At 68.4% G+C, this 20918-nt stretch carries 18 protein-coding genes; 9 read left to right on the forward strand and 9 right to left on the reverse strand.

Going from position 1 to position 20918, the window contains the following annotated elements:
* Positions 1-29: 29 nt before the first annotated feature.
* Positions 30-755, forward strand: a complete 726-nt coding sequence (locus tag J7U37_RS09450; RefSeq protein WP_247635632.1) for a tyrosine-protein phosphatase — start codon at positions 30-32, stop codon at positions 753-755.
* A gap of 88 nt (positions 756-843) precedes the next feature.
* Here J7U37_RS09450 and J7U37_RS09455 read toward each other — a convergent pair whose 3' ends face one another.
* The 5 genes from J7U37_RS09455 to J7U37_RS09475 form a co-directional block, all read right to left on the reverse strand.
* Positions 844-1002 (reverse strand): hypothetical protein, encoded by a 159-nt coding sequence (locus J7U37_RS09455; protein WP_200935864.1) that lies wholly within the window; start codon positions 1000-1002, stop codon positions 844-846.
* Positions 1003-1217: 215 nt separating this feature from the next.
* Positions 1218-1418, reverse strand: coding sequence for a hypothetical protein (locus J7U37_RS09460; RefSeq protein WP_247635554.1), 201 nt, complete (start codon positions 1416-1418; stop codon positions 1218-1220).
* Positions 1419-1600: 182 nt separating this feature from the next.
* Positions 1601-2890 (reverse strand): oxalate/formate MFS antiporter, encoded by a 1290-nt coding sequence (gene oxlT / locus J7U37_RS09465; protein WP_247635555.1) that lies wholly within the window; start codon positions 2888-2890, stop codon positions 1601-1603.
* Between the two features lie 282 nt (positions 2891-3172).
* On the reverse strand, positions 3173-4030 hold the full coding sequence (locus tag J7U37_RS09470) for a prephenate dehydratase (protein ID WP_247635556.1): 858 nt from the start codon (positions 4028-4030) through the stop codon (positions 3173-3175).
* A gap of 24 nt (positions 4031-4054) precedes the next feature.
* On the reverse strand, positions 4055-4798 hold the full coding sequence (locus tag J7U37_RS09475; protein ID WP_056179814.1) for a 3-deoxy-manno-octulosonate cytidylyltransferase: 744 nt from the start codon (positions 4796-4798) through the stop codon (positions 4055-4057).
* Between the two features lie 346 nt (positions 4799-5144).
* On the opposite strand from J7U37_RS09475, the gene J7U37_RS09480 reads away from it, so the two are divergent.
* The 6 genes from J7U37_RS09480 (at position 5145) to J7U37_RS09505 (ending at position 12563) form a co-directional block, all read left to right on the forward strand.
* On the forward strand, positions 5145-6017 hold the full coding sequence (locus J7U37_RS09480; protein WP_247635557.1) for a cytochrome c family protein: 873 nt from the start codon (positions 5145-5147) through the stop codon (positions 6015-6017).
* A gap of 257 nt (positions 6018-6274) precedes the next feature.
* Entirely contained in the window at positions 6275-8158 is a 1884-nt protein-coding gene (locus J7U37_RS09485; RefSeq protein ID WP_247635633.1) for an extracellular solute-binding protein, read from the forward strand.
* Positions 8155-10017 carry an extracellular solute-binding protein gene (locus J7U37_RS09490; RefSeq protein ID WP_247635634.1) on the forward strand — a complete coding sequence of 621 codons (1863 nt, stop codon included), beginning with the start codon at positions 8155-8157 and terminating at the stop codon, positions 10015-10017. The genes J7U37_RS09485 and J7U37_RS09490 overlap by 4 nt, the downstream gene beginning before the upstream one ends.
* Positions 10018-10027: 10 nt before the next feature.
* On the forward strand, positions 10028-11131 hold the full coding sequence (locus tag J7U37_RS09495) for a microcin C ABC transporter permease YejB (protein ID WP_056484367.1): 1104 nt from the start codon (positions 10028-10030) through the stop codon (positions 11129-11131).
* Entirely contained in the window at positions 11128-11631 is a 504-nt protein-coding gene (locus J7U37_RS09500) for an N-acetyltransferase (RefSeq protein ID WP_056484360.1), read from the forward strand. Before J7U37_RS09495 ends, J7U37_RS09500 begins: the two co-directional genes overlap by 4 nt.
* A 41-nt stretch (positions 11632-11672) precedes the next feature.
* Positions 11673-12563: an alpha/beta hydrolase gene (locus tag J7U37_RS09505; RefSeq protein ID WP_247635558.1), complete on the forward strand. Its 891-nt coding sequence runs from the start codon at positions 11673-11675 to the stop codon at positions 12561-12563.
* A gap of 4 nt (positions 12564-12567) precedes the next feature.
* On the opposite strand, the gene J7U37_RS09510 is transcribed toward J7U37_RS09505, so the two are convergent.
* The 4 genes from J7U37_RS09510 to J7U37_RS09525 are packed head-to-tail and all read right to left on the reverse strand — an operon-like array spanning position 12568 to position 19455.
* On the reverse strand, positions 12568-14652 hold the full coding sequence (locus J7U37_RS09510) for a hypothetical protein (protein WP_247635559.1): 2085 nt from the start codon (positions 14650-14652) through the stop codon (positions 12568-12570).
* A gap of 28 nt (positions 14653-14680) precedes the next feature.
* On the reverse strand, positions 14681-17500 hold the full coding sequence (locus J7U37_RS09515; RefSeq protein WP_247635560.1) for a DUF4159 domain-containing protein: 2820 nt from the start codon (positions 17498-17500) through the stop codon (positions 14681-14683).
* Positions 17501-17510: 10 nt separating this feature from the next.
* On the reverse strand, positions 17511-18446 hold the full coding sequence (locus J7U37_RS09520) for a DUF58 domain-containing protein (RefSeq protein ID WP_247635561.1): 936 nt from the start codon (positions 18444-18446) through the stop codon (positions 17511-17513).
* A gap of 4 nt (positions 18447-18450) precedes the next feature.
* Positions 18451-19455, reverse strand: coding sequence for a MoxR family ATPase (locus J7U37_RS09525; RefSeq protein ID WP_247635562.1), 1005 nt, complete (start codon positions 19453-19455; stop codon positions 18451-18453).
* Positions 19456-19685: 230 nt separating this feature from the next.
* On the opposite strand from J7U37_RS09525, the gene J7U37_RS09530 reads away from it, so the two are divergent.
* Positions 19686-20264, forward strand: a complete 579-nt coding sequence (locus J7U37_RS09530) for a DUF1285 domain-containing protein (protein ID WP_247635563.1) — start codon at positions 19686-19688, stop codon at positions 20262-20264.
* Positions 20261-20902 (forward strand): CoA pyrophosphatase, encoded by a 642-nt coding sequence (locus J7U37_RS09535; protein WP_247635564.1) that lies wholly within the window; start codon positions 20261-20263, stop codon positions 20900-20902. The genes J7U37_RS09530 and J7U37_RS09535 overlap by 4 nt, the downstream gene beginning before the upstream one ends.
* Positions 20903-20918: the final 16 nt, after the last annotated feature.

Genomic DNA, 20918 nt, shown 5'->3' on the forward strand with positions numbered 1-20918 from the left:
CTCCCCGCCTCTTCGGTCCCGCCGCCCCCGTGTTCAACCGCTTCCTTTCGTACGAGACCCGCTACGCCCGGCGCATGGCGCGGATCGCGCGCTTCGAGCGCCCGATTGCCGGCCCGGTGTCGCGCGCCAAGGCCTGGGCGAACATGCTGCTGGTGGACCACGGCGTGTTCCGCCTCGCCTATCTGAACCGGCACCGGATCGGACAGGGCAAGCTGTGGCGCTCGGCCCAGCCGAGCCCGCACCAGTTGGCTTGGTTCAAGCGCCAGGGCGTCCGCACGGTGATCTCGCTGCGAGGCGGGCGCGAGCACGGTTCGTGGCCGCTCCAGCGCGAGGCGTGCGAGCGCCAGGGCCTGACCCTGGTCGAATTCGTCCTGCGCTCTAGGGAGGCGCCGTCGCGGGAGACCATTCTGGCCGCGAAAGCGTTCTTCGACACTGTCGAGTACCCGGCGATCATGCACTGCAAGTCCGGTGCGGACCGCGCCGGCCTCGGCGCCGCCCTCTACCTCATCCTGCACGAGAACCTACCGGTGGCGGAGGCGATGGGCCAGCTCTCCGCACGCTACGGCCATTTTCGCTTCGCCAAGACCGGCATTCTCGATGCCTTCTTCACGCTCTACCGCCGCGAGGGCGAGACGAAGGGCCTCGACTTCCTGACGTGGGTGGAGACGGTTTACGATCCGGAGGCGCTCACGCGCTCGTTCCGGCCGGGCTTCTGGTCCGATCTCGTGGTCGATCGGGTCATCAAGCGCGAATAGCGGTACGCAAAAACCCGCCGCGGCCATGCCGGGCGGGTTTCCAATCAAGGGCTTCAGAGAAACAAGGGGATCGACGATCCCCCGCACGTCAGGCGGCGAGACGGATCGCAGTTGCGGCATTCTCGTTGCTGGCGATGAATCGGCCGGACTTCGACAGCGGGCCGTTCTTCGGCGTCAGAGCGTCGGCGGCGAAGAACACCAGCGAGACGTTGAGGGCAATAGCGGCAACAACCAGAAGAGCGATCATCGGGGAGCTTCCCAGAGCGAGTGCGATGGACCTTATATGGCACCGCACCATTGTCCGTGGCATACCAAATCCAACACACCAGCCATGCACAGGGCTCAGCCACTGCACTGTTTCGTGATCTCAGGGTGACAAGATACGCCGCTCGTGCACAGTTCGCCCGCCACCGGCACAAGTCTCTCTATGAGAAGAGGCACGGTCTTTTCGCACTGCGGTCGTCAGTTGGCAGACAGGCTCTGTATCTCGGCCGCGAAGGACGGGGCGTCGGCCACTCGATCGCCGGTGAGAACCACCAGCGTCAGGATCAGGCCGAACACCGCAAGATAGACGACGGCGAAGAGGTCCCTGTCTTCCCGACCCGACAGCACGATGGCGGCGAATGGGACTGTCTGCAGGGTCAGTAAAGCCGGGATGTTCATGGCGTAGCTCGATTCCTGGCGAGACTCGGTTCATGGCGAAACTCGGTTCATGGCGGATCTCGAACCATCCACGGTATTCGTCCGCCTGGACGGACGGGATGACGCGTTCCGCCTACGCGGCTTTGCAGCGTCGGAGCGGGCGCCCGGGTCTCCGGAATTCGGCACCCGGGTGCCCGCGTGTCTCAGGCGGCCTGGATCGGACGGGCCGCGACCACCGGCACGGACGTCGGCTCCTCGCTCAACAAGCGCAGACGCAGCGGCTTCAAGACGAACAGCGCCAGGATCGCCGCCACCACATTGAGACCGATGATGATCGCGAACACCGCCGACCAGCCGTAGCGGGCGGAGATCACGCTGGCGATCGGCACCAGGAACGAGGCCGTCCCTTTCGCGGTGTAGAGCAGGCCGGCATTAGTGGTGGCGAATTTCGATCCGAAGGTGTCGCCGCAGGTGGCCGGGAACAGTGAGTAGATCTCCCCGAACACCCCGAAATACACCGCCGTGGCGAACACGAAGACGAGCGGCTGGGTACCGTAGGTCAGCAGGGTCACGATCGCCAGAGCGGCGATCGAGAAGGCGATGAACATGGTGTTTTCGCGCCCGAGATGATCCGAGACGAAGCCGAAGAACGGGCGTCCGAAGCCGTCGAAGATGCGGTCGAGGGAGATCGCGAAGGTCAGCGCCGCCATCTGTAGGCCGAACAGGCTGACGGGCACGTCCGCGACCTTGAAGTCGTGGGCGATCGGAGCGATCTGCGCCGCCGCCATCAGGCCGCCCGAAGCCACCATGACGAAGATGGCGTACATCAGCCAGAAGACGGGCGTGCGCACCACCTCGCGCGGGGTCCGGTCGACCCGGGTCTGGGGCAACCGGACGGTCTTGCGCTGCACCGGCGCCGCGAGGGACGGCTTGCGCAGGAGGAACGACAGAGCAACCACGATGGCACCCTGGCCGAGGCCGAAGGTCAGGAAGGCGTCCTGGTAGCCGGAGTCGCGGATCATGTTGGCGATGGGGATCACGGTAACAGCCGCACCGGCGCCGAAACCGGCCGCCGTGGCACCGGCAGCGAGCCCGCGCCGATCGGGAAACCACTTGAGAGCGTTGCCCACGCACGTGCCATAGACAGAGCCCGCCCCGATACCGCCGATGACGGCCGCCGCGTACAGCACGACGAGTGAATCCGCATGGGCATTGAGGAACCAAGACAGCGCGATCATCACGCCGCCGAAGCAGACCACGAGGCGCGGACCATAACGGTCTACGAACCAGGCCTCCACCGGCACGAGCCACGTCTCGGTAGCGACGAAAACCGTGAAAGCGAACTGGATCGCGGTACGACCCCAGTGAAACTTGGCATCGATCGGGTCGACAAAGAGCGTCCAGCCGTACTGGAGGTTGGCGATCATCGCCATGCACAGCACGCCGAAGGCGAGTTGCCACCACTTGGCGGACGCTGGGTCCTGACGTTCCATCCCGGATTCCTTCTTGATCGGTTCTTGAACTTCCGACCGGGACAGCATGCACCAAAATTCTTTGTATGCAATATACCAGGGATTAGATTGTTAGTTTGTTCGTACACCGCGTTCCGGCGGGGGCCTCACGGCTTCGTTGTGCACGATCTTGCACGACGGGAGGACATCACATGGCGTTTTAACGCTTGCCAGCCCGGACGCTGCGGCGCGTCTCATGCGCCGCGGCGGTTTCCGAACGCGATCCAGGGACGGCGCTTCATCGTAATGCCGACGATGCGAACGCTACTCGGCGGCGACCCGGCTCGCCTCGCGGTAGGGATGGGCCGGATAGGTCCCGATGATGCGGACCTCGCGCGAGAAGTAGGCGAGTTCGGCCAGCGCGCGCGACAAGCCCGGCTCCTCCGGATGGCCATCGACCTCGGCGTAGAACTGCGTTGCCGAGAATTGGCCCTCGATCATGTAGCTCTCGAGCTTCGACATGTTTACGCCATTGGTGGCGAAGCCGCCGAGCGCCTTGTAGAGGGCCGCCGGGATGTTTCGGACCCGGAACACGAAGCTCGTGACGATGGGACCGGTTTCCGCCGCGACCGGCTCCGGCTCGGGCGAGAACACCACGAAGCGGGTGGTGTTGTGGCTTTCGTCCTCGACGTCGCGCTCCAGGATGTCGAGGCCGTAGACCTCGGCGGCGAGGGCCGGAGCCAGGGCGCCGCGCGTCCGATCGCCCGCCTCCGCCACCTCCCGCGCCGCCCCGGCGGTGTCGCCGGCGACGATGGCGCGGACCCCGAGGCGCCGGATGATCTTCCGGCACTGTCCGAGGGCGTGGACGTGGCTGTGCACGGTGCGGATGGTCTCGACCGGCGTCCCGGGCAGCACCATCAGCTGAAAATGGATCGGCAGGAAGTGCTCGGCCACGATGTGCAGGCCCGAGGTCGGGATGAGGTGGTGAATGTCGGCGACACGGCCCGCGATCGAATTCTCGATGGGGATCATCGCCCGGTCCGCCCGGCCCTCCTTCACCGCCGCGAAGGCGTCCTCGAAGGTCGGGCACGGCAGCGGCGTCCAGTCCGGATAGGCCTGGGCGCAGATGATATGGGAATTCGCGCCGGGCTCACCCTGGTAGGAGATGGTGCGGTGGGGCATGGCGGGCAGGTCTCTCGCGTGCGGTCAGTTCAGGCGGCGGGCCGACAGGATGGCGCGCGCCCGCTCCAGGTCGGCGGGGGTGTCGACGCCGAGCGGCAGGTCGTCGACGATGATGGCATCGATTCGCATGCCGGCCTCGAGGGCGCGGAGCTGCTCCAGCTTTTCGCGGGTCTCGAGCTCGCCGGGCGGCAGCGCCATGAAGCGCGCGAGGGCCTTCCGGCGATACGCGTAGAGGCCGATGTGGTGATAGAGCGGCCCCTCCCCCCACGGCGCCGAGGCGCGGCTGAAATAGAGCGCCCGCAAGCGGCGCGTGCCGACGGTGTGGCCGATCAGCTTGACCACGTTAGGGTCGTGCCGCTCGGCCTCGTCGGTAATCACCGCGCAGAGGGTGGCGATGTCTACCGTACGGTCCATCAGCGGCAGGATCGCGGCCCCGATGATCCCGGGATCGATGGTCGGCAGGTCGCCCTGCACGTTCACCACGACATCGTGGTTGCCCTGCGGATCGATGATGTCCAGGGCCTCCGCCAGGCGGTCGGAGCCGGAGGGATGATCGGCCCGAGTCAGCACCGCGAGGCCGCCGACGGCCTCGATGGTCTCGACGATGGTCGGCGTATCGGTCGCGACCACGACCGGGCCGATGCCGGATTCGACGGCCCGGCGCCAGACATGCACGATCATCGGCTCGCCGGCGATGTCGGCCATCGGCTTGTTGGGCAGGCGGGTCGCGGCCATGCGCGCGGGAATGAGGACGATGGGATCGGACATCAGTGCAAGGTCCTGTTCCGGATGAGCCCGGTGCTTAACAGTGGCCGTGTGCGATGTCATGCCGTGGCGCGCAGCGATGCCGTGGCGCGAAGCGCATCATCTCGCCTCGAACCCCGGATGCGGGAAACGGGCTTCGGGAACCCGTTCCGCACGACCGAGTCTCAACAAGTGAGGGATGGAGGCGACACCCAGGTCTCTGCGACTCCGCGAAGCGCGACTCCACCATTGTCAAGGTCGGGCCTCAGCAGTTAAGCACCCTCGAGCGTTTCCAAAGTCCGCCGCATCCACGCGCTGGACTTCGCCCTGAATTCTCCCCCTCAGGCCGGCCGCACCGGAGTTGTCGAGAATGGACTCTTTCGAGCTGAACAAGGTCGCGGGTGCCGCGCTGGGCGCGCTGCTGTTCGCCGTGGGGTCGGGCTTCGTTGCCGAACTGATCTATCACCCGAAGCCTGCCGGCAACGCTGGCTACGCGCTCCCCGAACCGCAGCCGAAGGCCGCCGGCGGTGGGGCACCCGAGGCGAAGGTCGAGCCTCTGCCGATCCGGCTCGCCAGCGCCACCGTCGACAAGGGACAGTCCGCGGCCAAGAAATGCGCCTCATGCCACAGCTTCGAGAAGGGTGGCCCCAACAAGGTCGGCCCCCATCTCTGGGGCGTGGTCGATCGCCAGCGGGCGCATGAGCCCGGCTTCGAATATTCGGCCGCGCTGAAGGAGAAGGGCGGCACCTGGACCTACGACGAACTCGACCATTTCCTGGCCAACCCGAAGGGTTACGTCCCCGGGACCAAGATGGCCTTCGCGGGCATCACCTCGCCGACCGAACGGGCAGACGTGATCGTCTATCTGCGCAGCCTTGCCGACACCCCGGCCCCATTGCCGGCTGCCGAGGCGAAGGCAGCGGGCGACAAGCCGGCAGAAGCCAAGCCAGCGGATAAGCCGGCCGATAAGCCGACCGAGGCCAAGCCTGCGCCGGATTCGAAGCCCGCCGCCGAGGTTCGTCGCGAGCAGACGCCGAAGCCCGTCGATGGCGCGAAGCCGACCGAAGATCAGAAGCCCGAGGTCAACAACCCGGCGACCGCCGCCCAGCCCACCGTCGCAGGCGAGACGGCGAACCCGCCCGCCTCCGTGAAGCCGGCCGACGACACGCCGGTCGGGGCTGCCCCAGCCGCGCCGCCGGCACCGGCCGCGACCGTTCCGGCCGAGAAGCCCGCGCAGCAGTAATCCCCGCAGATTGCGAGACGGGAGAAGGCCGGGCATCGCCCGGCCTTTTTTGTTTGCCGCCGTGCTCGCATCCATCCGAGAGGGTCACCGCTCGTCCTGCCGCACGGCCCCCCTGAGTGCTTCGCGCACGCGCCAACTTCTCCTGCGCGCACGCGCCGGCTTGGCGTTCGCCGCCCGTCCGTCCTAGAACACCCGCCTGCCGTCGCCGGTGAGGCGATGGGACCGCGCCCCCGGAATCCGGAGACCGCCTGCCCGTGATGCGAACAGCCCTGATCGGACGCCTTCTCGCCGCCCTCGCCTTCCTGGCCTTGGGCCTGCCTGCCAGGGCCGAGCCCGATCCGCCGGCCGCCACGCCGAAGGGCGAGTGGCTCCCCGCGATCACCCTGATGGGCGCGCCGAAATACGGCCCCGACTTCAAGCATTTCGAGTATGCCGACCCGAACGCCCCGAAGGGCGGTCTCGTGCGCCTTGGCGCCCAGGGCGGCTTCGACAATTTCAACTACGTCGTCTCGGGCCTCAAGGGCGATCTGGAAGGAGGCATCCTTCAGATCTACGATACCCTGATGACGGAATCGGCCGACGAGCCGTTCACCTCCTATGGCCTCCTGGCCGACGGTGCGCGCCTCGCCGACGATCTCTCCTCGGTGTCGTATCGCCTTCGCGACGGGACGAAGTGGCATGACGGCCAGCCGATCACGCCGGATGACGTGGTCTGGTCCTTCGACATCCTGAAGGCCAACAGCCCGTTCTATTCGGCCTATTATCAGACCGTGACCAAGGCGGCGGTCACCGGCCCGCGGGAGGTCACCTTCACCTTCTCGGAGGCGGGCAACCGCGAACTGCCGCAGGTGCTCGGCCAGCTCCGTGTGCTGCCCAAGCATTGGTGGACCGGCACGGATGCGCAGGGGAAACCACGCGATCCGACGCAGACCACCCTGGAGATCCCCCTCGGCTCCGGCCCCTATCGCTTGGCAAAATTCGAGGCCGGGCGCAGCGCCACCTACGAACGGGTAGCGGATTACTGGGGCAAGGACCTGCCGGTGAACGTCGGCCGCAACAACTTCGGCACGATGCGCAACGAGTATTTTCGCGATGCCACCGTGCTGATCGAGGCTCTGAAGGGCGACCTGTTCGATTTCCGGGCCGAGAACATCGCCCGGAATTGGGCCACCGCCTACGACACCTTCCCGGCCGTGAAGGAGGGCCGCCTGATCAAGGAAGAATTCCCCGATCGCGGCAACGGCACCATGCAGGCCTTCGTGTTGAACACCCGCCGGGCGAAGTTCAGCGATCCGCGGGTGCGCCGGGCCTTCAACCTCGCGATGAACTTCGAGGAAATGAACCGGTCGCTGTTCTTCGGCCTCTACAAGCGCATCGACTCCTATTATTTCGGATCGGAGCTGGCGTCCTCGGGGCTCCCCCAGGGCGATGAGCTGGGGATTCTGGAGAGCGTCAAGGATAAGGTCCCGGCCTCGGTCTTCACCACCCCTTACACCAACCCGGTGAACGGCAGCCCGGAAGCCGTGCGGGCCAACCTGCGCGAGGCCGTCGGTCTGCTGAAGCAGGCGGGATACGAGCTGCGCAACGGCCAGATGACCGACGTGAAGAGCGGAGAACCGCTTACCGTCGAGTTTCTGGAATTCCAGAGCGTGTTCGAACGGGTCGTGCTGCCGTTCGCGGCGCAGCTGAAGCTGATCGGCATCAACAGCAGCCTGCGGGTGATCGACCAAGCTCAGTACCAGAACCGCCTGCGCGCCTTCGACTTCGACATCACCACGAGTTCCTGGCCGCAATCGCTGTCGCCGGGCAACGAGCAGCGCGAGTTCTGGGGCTCGGCCGCCGCCGACAAGCCCGGTTCGCGCAACCTCATCGGCATCAAGGACGCGGCCATCGACGCTCTAGTGGAGAAGGTGATCTTCGCGAAAGATCGGCCGGGTGTCCTCGCGGCGACGCATGCCCTCGACCGGGTGCTGCTGGCTCACAATTACGTGGTGCCGCAATGGGGCTCCAACGTCTCGCGCACCCTGCGCTGGAACCGCTTCGGCCATCCGGCGGTGCTGCCGAAATACGGTAGCTCGGGCTTCCCGGCGACGTGGTGGTACGACGAGGCACTGGCGGCGAAGACCGGGGCACCACGGTGAGCGTCGGCTGCCCGACCCGCCGCGCCGTTGTCGCGGGGGCCGGCGCCCTCGGGGTTTCCCTGGTGCTGCCGGCACCGGTCCGCGCAGCGGTCCGCACCAGTCATGGCCTGTCGAGCTTCGGCGACCTGAAATACCCTGCCGACTTCCCGAACTTCGACTACGTCAATCCGGATGCGCCGCGTGGCGGCCGGTTCTCGGCGCAACTCGCCTCCACCCTGGGCAACCAGGCCTCCGATACCTTCAACACCCTGAACATCTACGTCCTGCGCGGTGACGGCGCCGCCGGCATGAACCTGACCTTCGATTCCCTGATGGTGCGGGCGCTGGACGAGCCGGATGCGCTCTATGGCCTCCTCGCCCGCTCGGTGGAGATCTCAGAGGACGGCCTGACCTACCGCTTCGCCTTGCGGCCGCAGGCGCGTTTCCACGACGGCTCGCGCCTCACCGCCCACGACGTGGCGGCGTCGATGCGTCTCCTCAAGGAGAAGGGCCACCCCGAGATCGCGCAGGTGATCCGCGATCTCGACGAGGCCGTCGCCGAGGACGACGCCACGATCGTGCTCCGTTTCGCGAAAGGCCGCAGCCGCGACCTGCCGCTCTTCGTCGCCACCCTGCCGGTGTTCTCGGCGGCCTACTATGCCAAGCGCGATTTCGAGGCCTCCTCCCTGGAGCCGCCTCTCGGCTCGGGTCCCTATCAGGTCGGGCGCCTGGAGGCAGGCCGCTTCATCGAGCTGGAGCGGGTCAAGGACTATTGGGGCGCCGAGTTGCCGGTGAATGTCGGCCAGAACAATTTCGACGCCATCCGGTACGAGTATTTTCGCGACCGTCAGGTGGCCTTCGAGGCCTTCAAGGGCGGTGCCTTCACCTTCCGGGAGGAGTTCACCGCACGGGTCTGGGCGACGGGTTACGACTTCCCCGCCGCGCAGGAGGGCCGCGTCCGCAAGGAGGTGGTGCCGGATGCGCGGCCCTCGGGTACGCAGGGCTGGTGGATCAACACCCGGCGGGAGGCGTTTCGCGATCCCCGCATCCGGGAGGCGATCGGCCTGTGCTTCGACTTCAACTGGTCGAATGCCAACCTGATGTACGGCGCCTACCTGCGCACCGTCTCCTACTTCGAGAACTCTGAGCTGAAGGCCACCGGCCGGCCCGCGCCCGAGGAACTGGCCCTCCTCGATCCCTTGCGCGGCGATCTGCCGGCCGAGGTGTTCGGCGAGGCCTGGAGCCCACCCGCATCCGACGGCTCGGGCCAGGATCGCGCCCTCCTCAGCCGCGCCGTGGCGCTCCTGCGCGAGGCGGGCTGCACCCGAGACGGGGGAGTGGTCCGCCTGCCCTCCGGCAAGCCCCTGGAAATCGAGTTCCTCGACAACGACCCGGTGTTCCAGCCGGTGACGCAGCCATTCATCCGAAATCTCGGTCTGATCGGCATCCGCGCCAGCATCCGGCTGGTGGATCCGTCGCAATATCAGGCCCGCGTCAAGGATTTCGACTTCGATCTCACCGCCCGCCGATTCGGCAGCGGGCTGACGCCCGGTCCCGAACTGCGCGAAGCCTACGGATCGCGCAGCGCCGGCACACCGGGATCGAACAACCTGGCGGGCATCACCAGCCCGGCCATCGACGCGCTTATCGGGCGGGTGACGGAAGCGACCTCGCGCGCCGACATGGTCCACGCCGCGCGGGCCCTCGACCGGGTGCTGCGCTCCGGCCGCTACTGGGTGCCGATGTGGTACAAGGCCGATCACCGGCTGGCGCTGTGGGACGTCTACGGCCGGCCCGCCAAGGGGCCGACCTACGATCTCGGCGCGCCGGGCGTCTGGTGGTACGATGCCGCCAAGGCGCGGCGCATCGGCCGAACCTGAGGATCCTCCCTTGCTCGGCTACATCCTGCGCCGCATCGCCCTGATGGTCCCGACCATCTTCGGGATCATGCTCATCACCTTCGTCATCGTGCAGTTCGCTCCAGGCGGGCCGGTGGAACGCGTGCTGGCGCAGTTGCAGGGCCAGAACGAAGGCAGCCTGTCGCGGGTCAGCGGCGGGGCCGGAGATCTCGGAGGCGCGGCGCGAAGTGCCGGAAGCGGCGACGCGAGCGCCCGCTATCGCGGCGCGCAGGGGCTCGACCCGGCCTTCATCAAGAAGCTCGAGCAGCAATTCGGCTTCGACAAACCGGCCCCCGAGCGCTTCGCCAAGATGATCTGGGACTACGCCCGGTTCGATTTCGGCAACAGCTACTTTCGCGATGTATCGGTGCTGCAGCTCATCCGCGAACGCCTGCCGGTGTCGATCTCGCTCGGCTTGTGGATGACGCTGATCTCCTACGCGATCTCGATTCCGCTCGGGATCCGCAAGGCCGTCCACGACGGCTCGCGCTTTGACCTCTGGACTTCGACCATCGTGATCATCGGCTATGCGATTCCGAGCTTCCTGTTCGGCATCGCGCTGATCATTCTGTTCGCCGGCGGCTCGTTCGTACAGATCTTCCCGATCCGGGGCCTGACCAGCGAGAACTTCGAATCCTTGAGCCTGTGGGGCAAAGCGGTCGATTACGCTTGGCACATGACGCTGCCGCTCACCGCCCTGGTGCTCGGCGCCTTCGCGACCTCGACCCTGCTGACCAAGAACTCCTTCCTCGACGAAATCCGCAAGCAATACGTGATCACCGCCCGGATGAAGGGTCTGTCCGAGCGGCGGGTGCTGTACGGGCACGTCTTCCGCAACGCCATGCTGATCGTCATCGCGGGCTTCCCGGCGGCCTTCATCTCGGCCTTCTTCACGGGATCGCTGCTGATCGAGACGATCTTTTCCCTCGACGGGCTCGGGCTGCTGTCCTTCACCTCGATCGTCGGGCGCGACTATCCGGTGGTGTTCGCGACCCTGTACATCTTTTCCCTGCTCGGGCTGGCGGTGAACTTGCTCTCCGACCTGATCTACACCTGGATCGACCCACGCATCGACTTCTCGGCCCGGGCGACGTGACCACCCTTCCTCTCGTCATCCGACACGAGCACCCCGGGGACGCAGACGCGATCGAGCGGCTTCATGCGCGTGCCTTCGGCCCCGGCCGCTTCGCCCGCACCGCCTATCGCCTGCGCGAGGGCACGCGGCCGGTGGCCGATCTGTGCTTCACCGCCCTGGTGGGCACCTACCTCGTCGGCTCGGTCCGGGTCGGCCCGGCCGAAGCCGTCGGTCCGCTCCTGGTGCTGGGGCCCCTCACCGTCGATCCGAGCTTCGAGGGGCGGGGTATCGGCGCCTCGCTGATGACGGCCTGTCTCGACGCGGCGACGGCAGCCGGCCACGGCCTCGTGATCCTCATCGGCGACGCACCGTATTACCGGCGCTTCGGTTTCGCGCCGATCCCGCCCGGGCGCCTCCTTCCGCCCTCCCCCGTCGATCCCGCGCGCTTCCTGTGGCGCGCATTGCGTCCGGGCGCGGCCGAGGCCGTCTCGGGGAACGTCACCGCCCTCCGGACGCGTTGACCCGTCTGACGCGGCCTTCGGCGTCGCAGGGAGTCGACGCGATGGATCACACCGGAATTCGGCACGACACGATCACGGCCAACGGCATCGCGCTCCACGTCGCGCGCCTCGGCCAGGGCCGGCCGCTGGTGCTGTTGCATGGCTGGCCGGAATTCTGGCTGACCTGGGAGCCGGTGATGCGGCGCCTCGCAGACCGCTTCGAACTGATTGTACCGGATCTCCGCGGTTTCGGCGCCAGCGAGAAGCCGGATCCACTGCCATCCGACAAGGCGGGCGCGGAGGTCCATGCCGCCGATGTGGTGGCGCTGCTCGACGCCCTCGGCCTCGACCGCGTCGGCATCGTCGGCCACGATGTCGGGGCCTCCGTGGTTCAGGCGCTGGCCCGGGCGGCCCCGGATCGGTTGACCGGGCTCTTCACCTTCAACTGCCCTTACCCGGGCATCGGTCCGCGCCTTGCGGCTCCCGGGATGCTCGCCGAAATCTGGTATCAGTCCTACCACGTGAAGCCGTTCGCGGCGGCGCAGGTCGGCGCCTCGCGCGAAGGCTGTCGGCTTTATATCGGTCACTTCCTGCGCCACTGGGCCGGCGGCAACCCATCCGCCTTCGACGCTGTGCTGGAGGCCTTCACGGACAACTTCCTCGCCCCCGGCAACCTCCAGGGCGGCTTCAACTGGTACGTCAGTTCACAGGCCGGCCGCCTGGCGATGATCCGGGGCGAGACGCCCGCATTGCCCCCGATCACGGTGCCGACCTGCGTCCGCTGGGGCGAGTCCGACCCGCTCTTTCCCTATGCCTGGACGGACCGCCTCGGCGAGACCTTTTCGGATCTCGACCTCGCACCGTTGCCCGGCGTGGGGCACTTTCCCCATCGCGAGGACCCCGACCGGGCCGCTGCCGAGATCGCCGGATTTTTCGCGGGGCTGCCGGCGTGAGGCCTCACGCCGCCCGCCCGCGCCGGCCCTCCACCAGCCACATCGCCAGGACGGCGCCGGCCAGGGCGACGAGCGCCCAGAGGCCGAGCGCCAAGGGATAGACTTCGACGCCGCGGATGTTGGCGCTGTCGCTGGGGCGGAAGCCGATCCAGTCGGCGCCGCTGAGGCGGCCGCTGCGGACGGATTGCAGGCGCGGCACCACCGTGCCGCCGGCGGCATCCGCGATGCGGCGGATCGAGCCGCCGGTGCCCTCCGCGAGGGCCTTCAGGCGATCGGTATCGCTGAACACGTCGGCGAGTTCGCGCGGGTTCGGTGGGCCGACGCTGACGAAAGCGACGAGGCTGCCGGAGCGGAGGGTATGGAGGCCGAGTTCGGTCGCCTCGAAGGTGTTCGAGAACAGCCCGGGCTCGCCCTGCATCAGCGTCAAGGTGCGCTGGCTGCCGGTCGGACCCGTGACGGTGACGGGCTCGGCCGTGTCGGCCATGGTCTGGCGCTCGACGCGGACCTCGCGCCCGTGGCCCGTGGTCTGCGCCCGCAGGGCTTCTTCCTCCAGAGCCGGCTCCTTCATCAGCCAGTGGCCGAGGCGGCGCAGCAGGTCGAGATAGGGGCCACCCTCCTGATATCCGCGTGCCCAGAGCCAGGCATGGTCCGAAGTGAGCAGGGCGACCCGACCCTTGTCCTCACGCGACAAGGCCAGCAGCGGCAGGGCGTTCGGCCCCTGCAGGATCGGCTGAATGCCCGGCCTCACCTGCGTCGAGACGATACGGAGCCAGTCGCCCCAGGCCGGCGGCGACGCCTCCGACCCTGGCAGGGCCCGGGTCACGGGATGGCGGTTTCCGATGTTCGTCAGCGCCGCCTTGTAGGGTTGCTCGATCACCCTCCCGTTCGGCTCGCCGGGCAGGATCGCGGCCAGCCGGGTGCGCGCGAGGCTGGCGGACGAGGCGAATTCGGGACCGGCGGCGATCAGCAGGGCCCCGCCCTCACGGACGTAGCGGACGATGTTATCGAAGTAGGCTGAGGGCAGCACGCTCTGGTTGGCGTAGCGGTCGAAGATGATGAGATCGAAATCCTTGATCTTTTGAACGAACAGCTCGCGCGTCGGGAAAGCGATCAGGGAGAGTTCGGAGATCGGCGTGCCGTCCTGCTTCTCGGGCGGCCGCAGAATGGTGAAGTGAACGAGATCGACGTTGGCGTCGGATTTCAGCAGGTTGCGCCAAGTGCGCTCGCCTTGGTGCGGCTCGCCCGAGACGAGGAGTACGCGCAGCTTCTCGCGGATGCCCTCGATGGGCAGGACCGCGCGGTTGTTGACGGTGGTCAGTTCGCCCGGCAGGGGCTCGACCTCGATCTCCACGACGTTCGGACCGCCATGCTCGATCCGCATGGTGAGGGAGAAGGGCTGGCCGGTGGGGAAGGTTCGGCGCCCGACCTCCTCGCCGTCGCGACGCACGGTGACGGCGGCGCTGCCGGTTCCACCGCGCTCCATCACCTCGGCCCGGATGGTGAGGTCGCGCCCGACGATGCCGAAGCGGGGCGCCTCGATCAGCTTGATCTGGCGGTCGCGCTCGTCCGGGTGGCCGGTGACGAGGACATGGAGGGGACCCTTGAGGCCCAGCGCCGCCACCGAGGCTGGAATGTCGTGCACGACGCCGTCCGTCAGCATCACGACGCCGGCCAGCCGTTCGGCTGGCACATCGGCCAGAGCCTGAGACAGGGCGGTGAACAGCCGGGTGCCTTCGTCGCCATCCTTGGCGTCGGGCACTTCGATGAAGCGCGGCTCGATGTTGGTGAGTGCCCCGAAACGGCGCTGCAATTCGGCCCGCACCGCATCGGTCATGGCCGGGCGATCACCGAGGGCCTGCGAACCCGAGCGGTCGACCACGATGGCGGCGATGTCCTTCACGGGCTCGCGATCCTCGCGCACCAGCGCGGGGTTGGCGATCGCCAGCAGCACCAGCGCGAGCGCCAGCGCCCGCAGGATCGCGACCCGGCCGCGGGCCAGGAACGCAAGACCGGCGAAAACCGCGACCAGGATGCCGAAACCGATCAGGACCGGCCAGGGCACGAGGGGCGTGAAGCTGAGGCTCAGCATGGGCGCGGGGCCTCCAGTTTTTGTTGTGTCACTGGCCCAGGCGCTCCAAGAGCGCCGGGACATGGACCTGATCGGCTTTGTAGTTGCCGGTCAGGGTATAGATCACGAAATTGATGCCACCCCGGAAAGCCATCTCGCGCTGGCGCTGGTCGCCACCGACGATGGGGTAGAGCGGTTCGCCCCGCTTACCCACAGCCCAGGCCGCCGCGAGGTCGTTGCTCGTGATCACGATGGGCGAGACGCCATCGCCCGCACGCGCCGGACGGCGCTCGGCGCCCTCCCCCGCCGGAGGCAGGGTCTCGACCCAGGTCTGGCCGGTCGCGTAGCGGCCGGGGAAATTGTCGACGAGATAGAACGCCTTGGTCAGGACGTGATCAGGTGGGACCGGCTCGAGCTCCGGCACCTCCAAGGTCGACAACATCTTGCGCAGGTAGGCCGCCTCCGGAGTCGGCGGACCGCCGGGCCGCGCGGTGAGAGCGTCGCGGGTATCGAAGATCACGGTGCCACCGTTGCGCATGAAGGCGTCGATACGGCGGATCGCGGCTTCGCTCGGCTGCGGACGTCCAGCGACGATGGGCCAGTAGATCAGCGGATAGAATGCAAGCTCATCCTTGGCGGGATCGATCCCGATCGGATCGCCCGGCTCCAGGGCGGTGCGGCTCGCCAGCATCTGGGTCAGGCCCGTAAGCCCGGCGCGGCTGGCGGTGTCGGCCGCCTCGTCGCCGGTCACCACATAGGCGAGGCGGGTGGCCAGCGCCGAGTCGAAGGCGCCCGCCCGCGCCGTCTGGCCCTGCTGCGCCTGCACAGGACCGGGCAGGCCCACCAGGGCACCGAGCGCCAGAACGGCCAGAACGATCGCGGCCGGACGCGAGACGAAGCCCCGTGCGCGCCGGAGGAAGCCGCTGAGCCAGAGGCCCGCAAGGGTATCGAGAATGAGGAGCATCAGAGCCAGAGTGAAGAGGGAGGCGCGCAGATCGAGGGTTTCAGCGCCGGCCAGAGACCCGACGCGCGCGCCGGACAGGGCGGCGAAGTCGAGAGGTTTGAGCCGGTCGGCGGGGGCCAGAGCGTTGACCGCGATGCCGCCATCGACAGGGCCGTAGAAGCCCGGCGGATGCTCCAGGGTGGCCCGCTCGCTGGAATCGGCTGAGACCGCGATCGCTCCGGCCGGCGGAGTGCCGAGCGCTCCGAATCCGTCGAGGGTGAGGCGCGGGGCCAGCACGGCGGTAGCCCGGGCCCCGGCATCGCCGGACGGCAGTGCCTTGGCGCCGGCGAGATTCACCACCCGGCGCAGCATGTCGATGAACAGGCCGGACAGGGGCAGGTTCGACCAGGTCGTGTCGGCGGTGACGTGGAACAGCACGACGAGACCCTGGCCCCGCTTCTGGGCGGTCACGATCGGTGTGCCATCCTGAAGCGAGGCCCATGTCCGGCCCGGCAGCTCGCCGTCGGGCTCGGCCAGGATCTGGCGACGCACGCCGATATCGGCCGGCGGCGTCAGACCCGCGAAGGGACTCTCGGGGGCGAAGGGCGCCAGGGTCTTCGGGCTGTCCCAGGACAGGGTTCCGCCGAGAGTCCGGCCGCCGCGGCGAAGACGCACCGGCACCAGGGGATCGTTGCCGGCAGCCAGGCGCGGCCCGGCGAAGCGCAGCAGGAGGCCGCCCTCGTCCACGAACTGCTCGACACGGGCGAGGGTCGGTCCGTCGAGCGCGCCGACATCAGCCAGGACGAGAACAGAAACCTGATTGTCGAGGAGCTGGGTGATCGACTCGGCGACGCTCTTGGCCCCACGCGGCTCCTGCACGTCGGCGTAGGGGCTCAGCGCCCGCGACAGGTAATAGGTCGGCGCCAGGAGTGGCTGGGCCTGATCGCTGGTACCGCCGAAGATGAGGCCGACGCGCCGGCGCTTACCGCGCTCGTCGACCAGCGTCACGGCACCGGCGGAGCGCTCCGCAGCGATCTCGATCCGGCTGATGCTGTTGCGCAGCTCCACCGGCAGGTCGAACCCGATTTCGGTGTCGAACGCCTCCGGCGCAAAGGTGAAGCTCTGCTCGGCCAGCGGCAATCCCTTCTGATCGAGGGCGCGCACCAGCCCAGTATCACGACCGTTCGGACCGGCACGCAGGACATGAGCGGTAAGCCGCCCGCTGGCCTCGGCTGCCGACAGCGCCAAGGCCGGTGGACGGTCGGCCTTCAGGATCGTCAGGGACGCGCCGCGTGCGGCGACAAGATCACCCAGGCGCTTGCCGAAGACGTCCTCGCCGGAACCGGCGACGCCGTCGCTGATCCACAGGATGGCGGCGGCGGGGCTGCGCTCCAGGAACGCGGCCAGAGTCGGCAGATGCGTCTCACGGTCGGCGAGGTGCGGCCGGGGCGCGATGGCGCGCAGGCGTTCGAGCGCAGCCGCCGGGACCTTCGCCTCGACGGGCGCCGTCGGGTCGGCCAGGGCGGTCACCGCCACCGGCCGGCCGTCGCGCGCGGCCCCCTCAACCGCGTCGGTTGCAACGCGGAGACGTTCGCGCCAGTCGTGGGCCGAGGTGAAGCCGTTGTCGAGCATGACGAGGAGCGGCGTGCGCCCCGTCGCGGTCCCCGTACCGGACGGATTCCACACCGGGCCGGACACCGCCAGGATCAGGGCGGCCGCCGCCAGAAGGCGCAGGATCAGGAGCCAGGGCGGGGTCCGGGCCGGCGTCTCACGCCGACCGAGCAGATCGGCCATGATCGCGAGCGGCGGGAAGTCGATGCGGCGCGGGCGCGGCGGCGTCACCCGCAGCAGGAACCACAGTGCCGGAAGAGCAATGAGAGCGGCGAGCGCCAGGGGCGCGGCGAAGGTCAGGGGCAATCCGAGCATGCGGCGATCCTCAGCCGGTCCCGCGCGCCGCCGCCACGAGGGTGAGGAGGCGCAGGGCCGCCTCGCTCGCCGGGCGGTCGGTGCGATGGATCGTCAGGGTCCAGCCCTGGCTGCGGGCGATCTCCGCGAGGCGATCGCGATGGGCGGCGATCCGGACCCGGTAGGCCTCGCCCCAGGCGCCGGCATCGCCGACGTTCAGGCTGACGCTCGATTCGGGATCGTGCAGGACCGCCTGGCCAGAAAACGGAAAGGTCTCCTCGACCGGATCGACGATCATCACGAGGTGGCCGCGGGTGCCCCTTCCGGCAAGGCGGTCCACGGAGGCCTTCACGGCATCCGGTGGCGACAGGAAATCGCTGATCAGTACGGCCTCGTCGAACCGCCCGGGCGTCGCGCGCGGCGGCGCGTCGTCATCCTGCCCCTTGGCGTCGGCGACCAGGGCCTGCGCCATGGTCTCGACGATGCGGCGGGAAGCCGTTGCGCGGGTGAGCCCAAGCAGGCCGGTGCGTTCCCCGCCCTCCACCAATGCGTCGGCCAGTGCGAAGCCGAGGACCAAAGCGCGCTCGACCTTCGGGGATTGCGCCAAGTGGGAGGCGAACCCCATCGAGGCCGAGCGGTCGATCCAGAACCAGATGTTGTGGGTGGCTTCCCACTCGCGCTCGCGCACATAGAGCCGGTCGTCGCGGGCCGAGCGGCGCCAGTCGATGCGCGCGGCGGCCTCGCCGGCCACGAACGGCCTGAATTGCCAGAAGCTTTCGCCCGATCCGGCCCGACGTCGGCCGTGGATGCCATGGGCCAGTGTCGAGGACACCCGGCGCGATTCGAGGATCAGACGTGGCATCCGCTCGGCCAGCGCGAGAGCGCTTTCGGTCTCGCGGCGTCCCGGATTGCGGGCGCTCCGGTCGATAACCTGGGTCGCGCCGCCGCCGGGCCGGAAAGTCGCCATGCCGTTAGAGCTTGCCGGCGAGCTGGGCGATGAGGCCCGAAATGGTCTCGCCGTCGGCACGCGCCGCGAAGCTGAGCGCCATGCGGTGCTTCAGCACCGGCTCGGCCAGCGCCTTCACGTCGGCGACGGAGGGCGCAACGCGTCCCTCTATCAGCGCGCGAGCGCGCACCGCCAGAGTCAGAGCCTGACTGGCGCGTGGACCCGGTCCCCACAGCAGCTTGCCCTTGAGGGAGGGATCCCCGTCCTCCGGCCGCGCGGCACGCACGAGGTCGAGGATGGCATCGACCACTGCGTCGCCCACCGGCAGGCGGCGCACCAGGCGCTGGGCCGTTAACAGCGCCTCGGTGGACATCACGGCCACCGGCTTGTGTTCGTCGCTTCCGGTGGTCTCGATCAGGATGCGGCGCTCGGCGGCACGATCGGGATAGCCGACATCGATCTCGAGGAGGAACCGATCGAGTTGGGCCTCGGGCAGCGGGTAGGTCCCTTCCTGCTCGATCGGGTTCTGGGTCGCGAGCACGTGAAAGGGTCGCGGCAGATCGTGGCGTTCGCCCGCCACCGAGACGAAATGCTCCTGCATGGCCTGAAGCAAAGCCGATTGGGTGCGGGGGCTGGCGCGGTTGATCTCGTCCGCCATGAGAAGCTGGGTGAAGACCGGCCCTTTGACGAAACGGAACGAGCGGTGCCGATCGGCATCCTCGTCGAGAATTTCAGTGCCGAGGATGTCGGAGGGCATCAGGTCCGGCGTGAACTGCACCCGCCGGGCATCGAGCCCGAGTACGGTGCCGAGGGTCTCGACGAGCTTCGTCTTCGCCAGACCCGGCAGCCCGACGAGGAGGCCGTGGCCGCCCGCCAGAATTGTGACGAGGGCGAGGTCGACCACCTGCTCCTGGCCGAAAATCACCTTGTGGATCGCATCGCGCGCCTGCCCCACCGATCCGAGACAGGCTTCCGCCGTGGCGACGATGCCGTCATCGAGGGGAGTGGCCGGCTGGGAGCCCTGGATCATGCGTGTCGGTCCTGGCGTCTCGGCGCCGGCCGTCGAGGGCCGGGTGCCGCGGGAATACGCGAACAATGCGCGGGCCTGTCAGCGACCCTCAACGCGGGAGTGTGGCGCCCTTTCCCGCACGCTGGCAAGGTCGGCGCGACGACGCAGGGTTCAGTCCTGCGCGAGCGGCTCACGGGCGAGGCAAGCGGTCGTATCGTGTTCTCCCTGTCCAGATGCGCTATCTAGCGTTCATGACCGACCCCGCCGCCGCCGTCGGAGATCCGACGATCGACCGACTCCGTTCCGCCCTCGGGAGCGCGACACGGCGCGGCCCGCCGCCGGTGGAGCGCTGGAACCCGCCCTTCTGCGGCGCCATCGACATGCGGATTGCTGCCGATGGCACTTGGTACCACGACGGCGCTCCGATTCGCCGGCCTGCCCTGGTCAAACTCTTCGCCTCGATCCTGCGGCGCGAGCCCGACGGCAGCTTCGTGCTGGTCACCCCCGTGGAGAGCGTCGGCATCACGGTTGAAGACGCGCCGTTCGTGGCCGTCGAGATGGCCATCGAGGGCGACGGTCCCGACCGGCGTATCGCTTTCCGCACCAATGTCGACGATCTGGTCCCGGTGGGTGCCGACCACGGCTTGCGGTTCGCGCAGGATGCTGCCGGAGGCCTGCGCCCCTATGTCCATGTCCGCCGGGATCTCTGGGCCCTGCTCACCCGGGCGCTGACCTACGACCTGTTGGCGCTCGCCGAGGACCGTGAAGGTTGGCTCGGCGTCGAGGCCGGCGGCCTCTTCCACCGCATCGCGCCCGCCGAGAGCGCATGACGCACGACGTCGCGCTGACGGACCTCCTCGCCCGGGCCGCCGACCACCTGTCCTTCGAACCGCCGGGCGAGGGTGACCCGACGGCTGACCCCCGCGGCGACCACGACCTCGATGGCGCCGATGACGCCGTGGTGCCGGGGCCGCTTCATCGGCGCGCCGCGGTGCTGGTACCGGTGCTGCCCCGCGCCACGGGGCCGAGCGTCCTGTTCACCGTGCGCGCCGCGCACCTGCGCGACCATTCGGGCCAGATCGCGTTTCCGGGCGGCAAGATCGACGCCGACGATCCGACTCCGGCCGATGCCGCCCTGCGCGAGGCGCGGGAAGAAGTCGGCCTGACAGCCGATGCGATCCGGGTGCTGGGTTATCTTGATCCGTATCTGTCAGCCACCGGCTTCCTGGTCGTCCCGGTCCTCGGACTGGTTGACCCGGAGGCGCGCCTGAACCTGAACCCCGACGAGGTCGCCGCGACTTTCGAGGTTCCGCTGGCGCACCTCCTCGATCGGACACAGCGCCGCATCGAGAGCGCGGAATGGCGCGGACGCCGGCGGCGTTACTATGTCACCCTGTATGGGCCGTACCGGATCTGGGGGGTGACCGCCGGAATTCTGAACAACCTCCAAGAGCGGCTCTACCCCTGACCCGGCGTTCAGATCG

It is taken from the genome of Methylobacterium sp. 37f, from assembly GCF_023093475.1.
Lineage (GTDB): Bacteria > Pseudomonadota > Alphaproteobacteria > Rhizobiales > Beijerinckiaceae > Methylobacterium.

What these genes read in the sequence shown, in the direction of transcription:
- J7U37_RS09535 (WP_247635564.1), top strand. Translation starts at nt 20,261, where the DNA reads ATGACGCACGACGTCGCGCTGACGGACCTCCTCGCCCGGGCCGCCGAC.
- J7U37_RS09520 (WP_247635561.1), bottom strand. Translation starts at nt 18,446, where the DNA reads ATGGCGACTTTCCGGCCCGGCGGCGGCGCGACCCAGGTTATCGACCGG.
- J7U37_RS09475 (WP_056179814.1), bottom strand. Translation starts at nt 4,798, where the DNA reads ATGTCCGATCCCATCGTCCTCATTCCCGCGCGCATGGCCGCGACCCGC.
- J7U37_RS09480 (WP_247635557.1), top strand. Translation starts at nt 5,145, where the DNA reads ATGGACTCTTTCGAGCTGAACAAGGTCGCGGGTGCCGCGCTGGGCGCG.
- J7U37_RS09505 (WP_247635558.1), top strand. Translation starts at nt 11,673, where the DNA reads ATGGATCACACCGGAATTCGGCACGACACGATCACGGCCAACGGCATC.
- J7U37_RS09515 (WP_247635560.1), bottom strand. Translation starts at nt 17,500, where the DNA reads ATGCTCGGATTGCCCCTGACCTTCGCCGCGCCCCTGGCGCTCGCCGCT.
- J7U37_RS09455 (WP_200935864.1), bottom strand. Translation starts at nt 1,002, where the DNA reads ATGATCGCTCTTCTGGTTGTTGCCGCTATTGCCCTCAACGTCTCGCTG.
- J7U37_RS09470 (WP_247635556.1), bottom strand. Translation starts at nt 4,030, where the DNA reads ATGCCCCACCGCACCATCTCCTACCAGGGTGAGCCCGGCGCGAATTCC.
- J7U37_RS09485 (WP_247635633.1), top strand. Translation starts at nt 6,275, where the DNA reads ATGCGAACAGCCCTGATCGGACGCCTTCTCGCCGCCCTCGCCTTCCTG.
- oxlT (WP_247635555.1), bottom strand. Translation starts at nt 2,890, where the DNA reads ATGGAACGTCAGGACCCAGCGTCCGCCAAGTGGTGGCAACTCGCCTTC.
- J7U37_RS09510 (WP_247635559.1), bottom strand. Translation starts at nt 14,652, where the DNA reads ATGCTGAGCCTCAGCTTCACGCCCCTCGTGCCCTGGCCGGTCCTGATC.
- J7U37_RS09525 (WP_247635562.1), bottom strand. Translation starts at nt 19,455, where the DNA reads ATGATCCAGGGCTCCCAGCCGGCCACTCCCCTCGATGACGGCATCGTC.
- J7U37_RS09530 (WP_247635563.1), top strand. Translation starts at nt 19,686, where the DNA reads ATGACCGACCCCGCCGCCGCCGTCGGAGATCCGACGATCGACCGACTC.
- J7U37_RS09460 (WP_247635554.1), bottom strand. Translation starts at nt 1,418, where the DNA reads ATGAACATCCCGGCTTTACTGACCCTGCAGACAGTCCCATTCGCCGCC.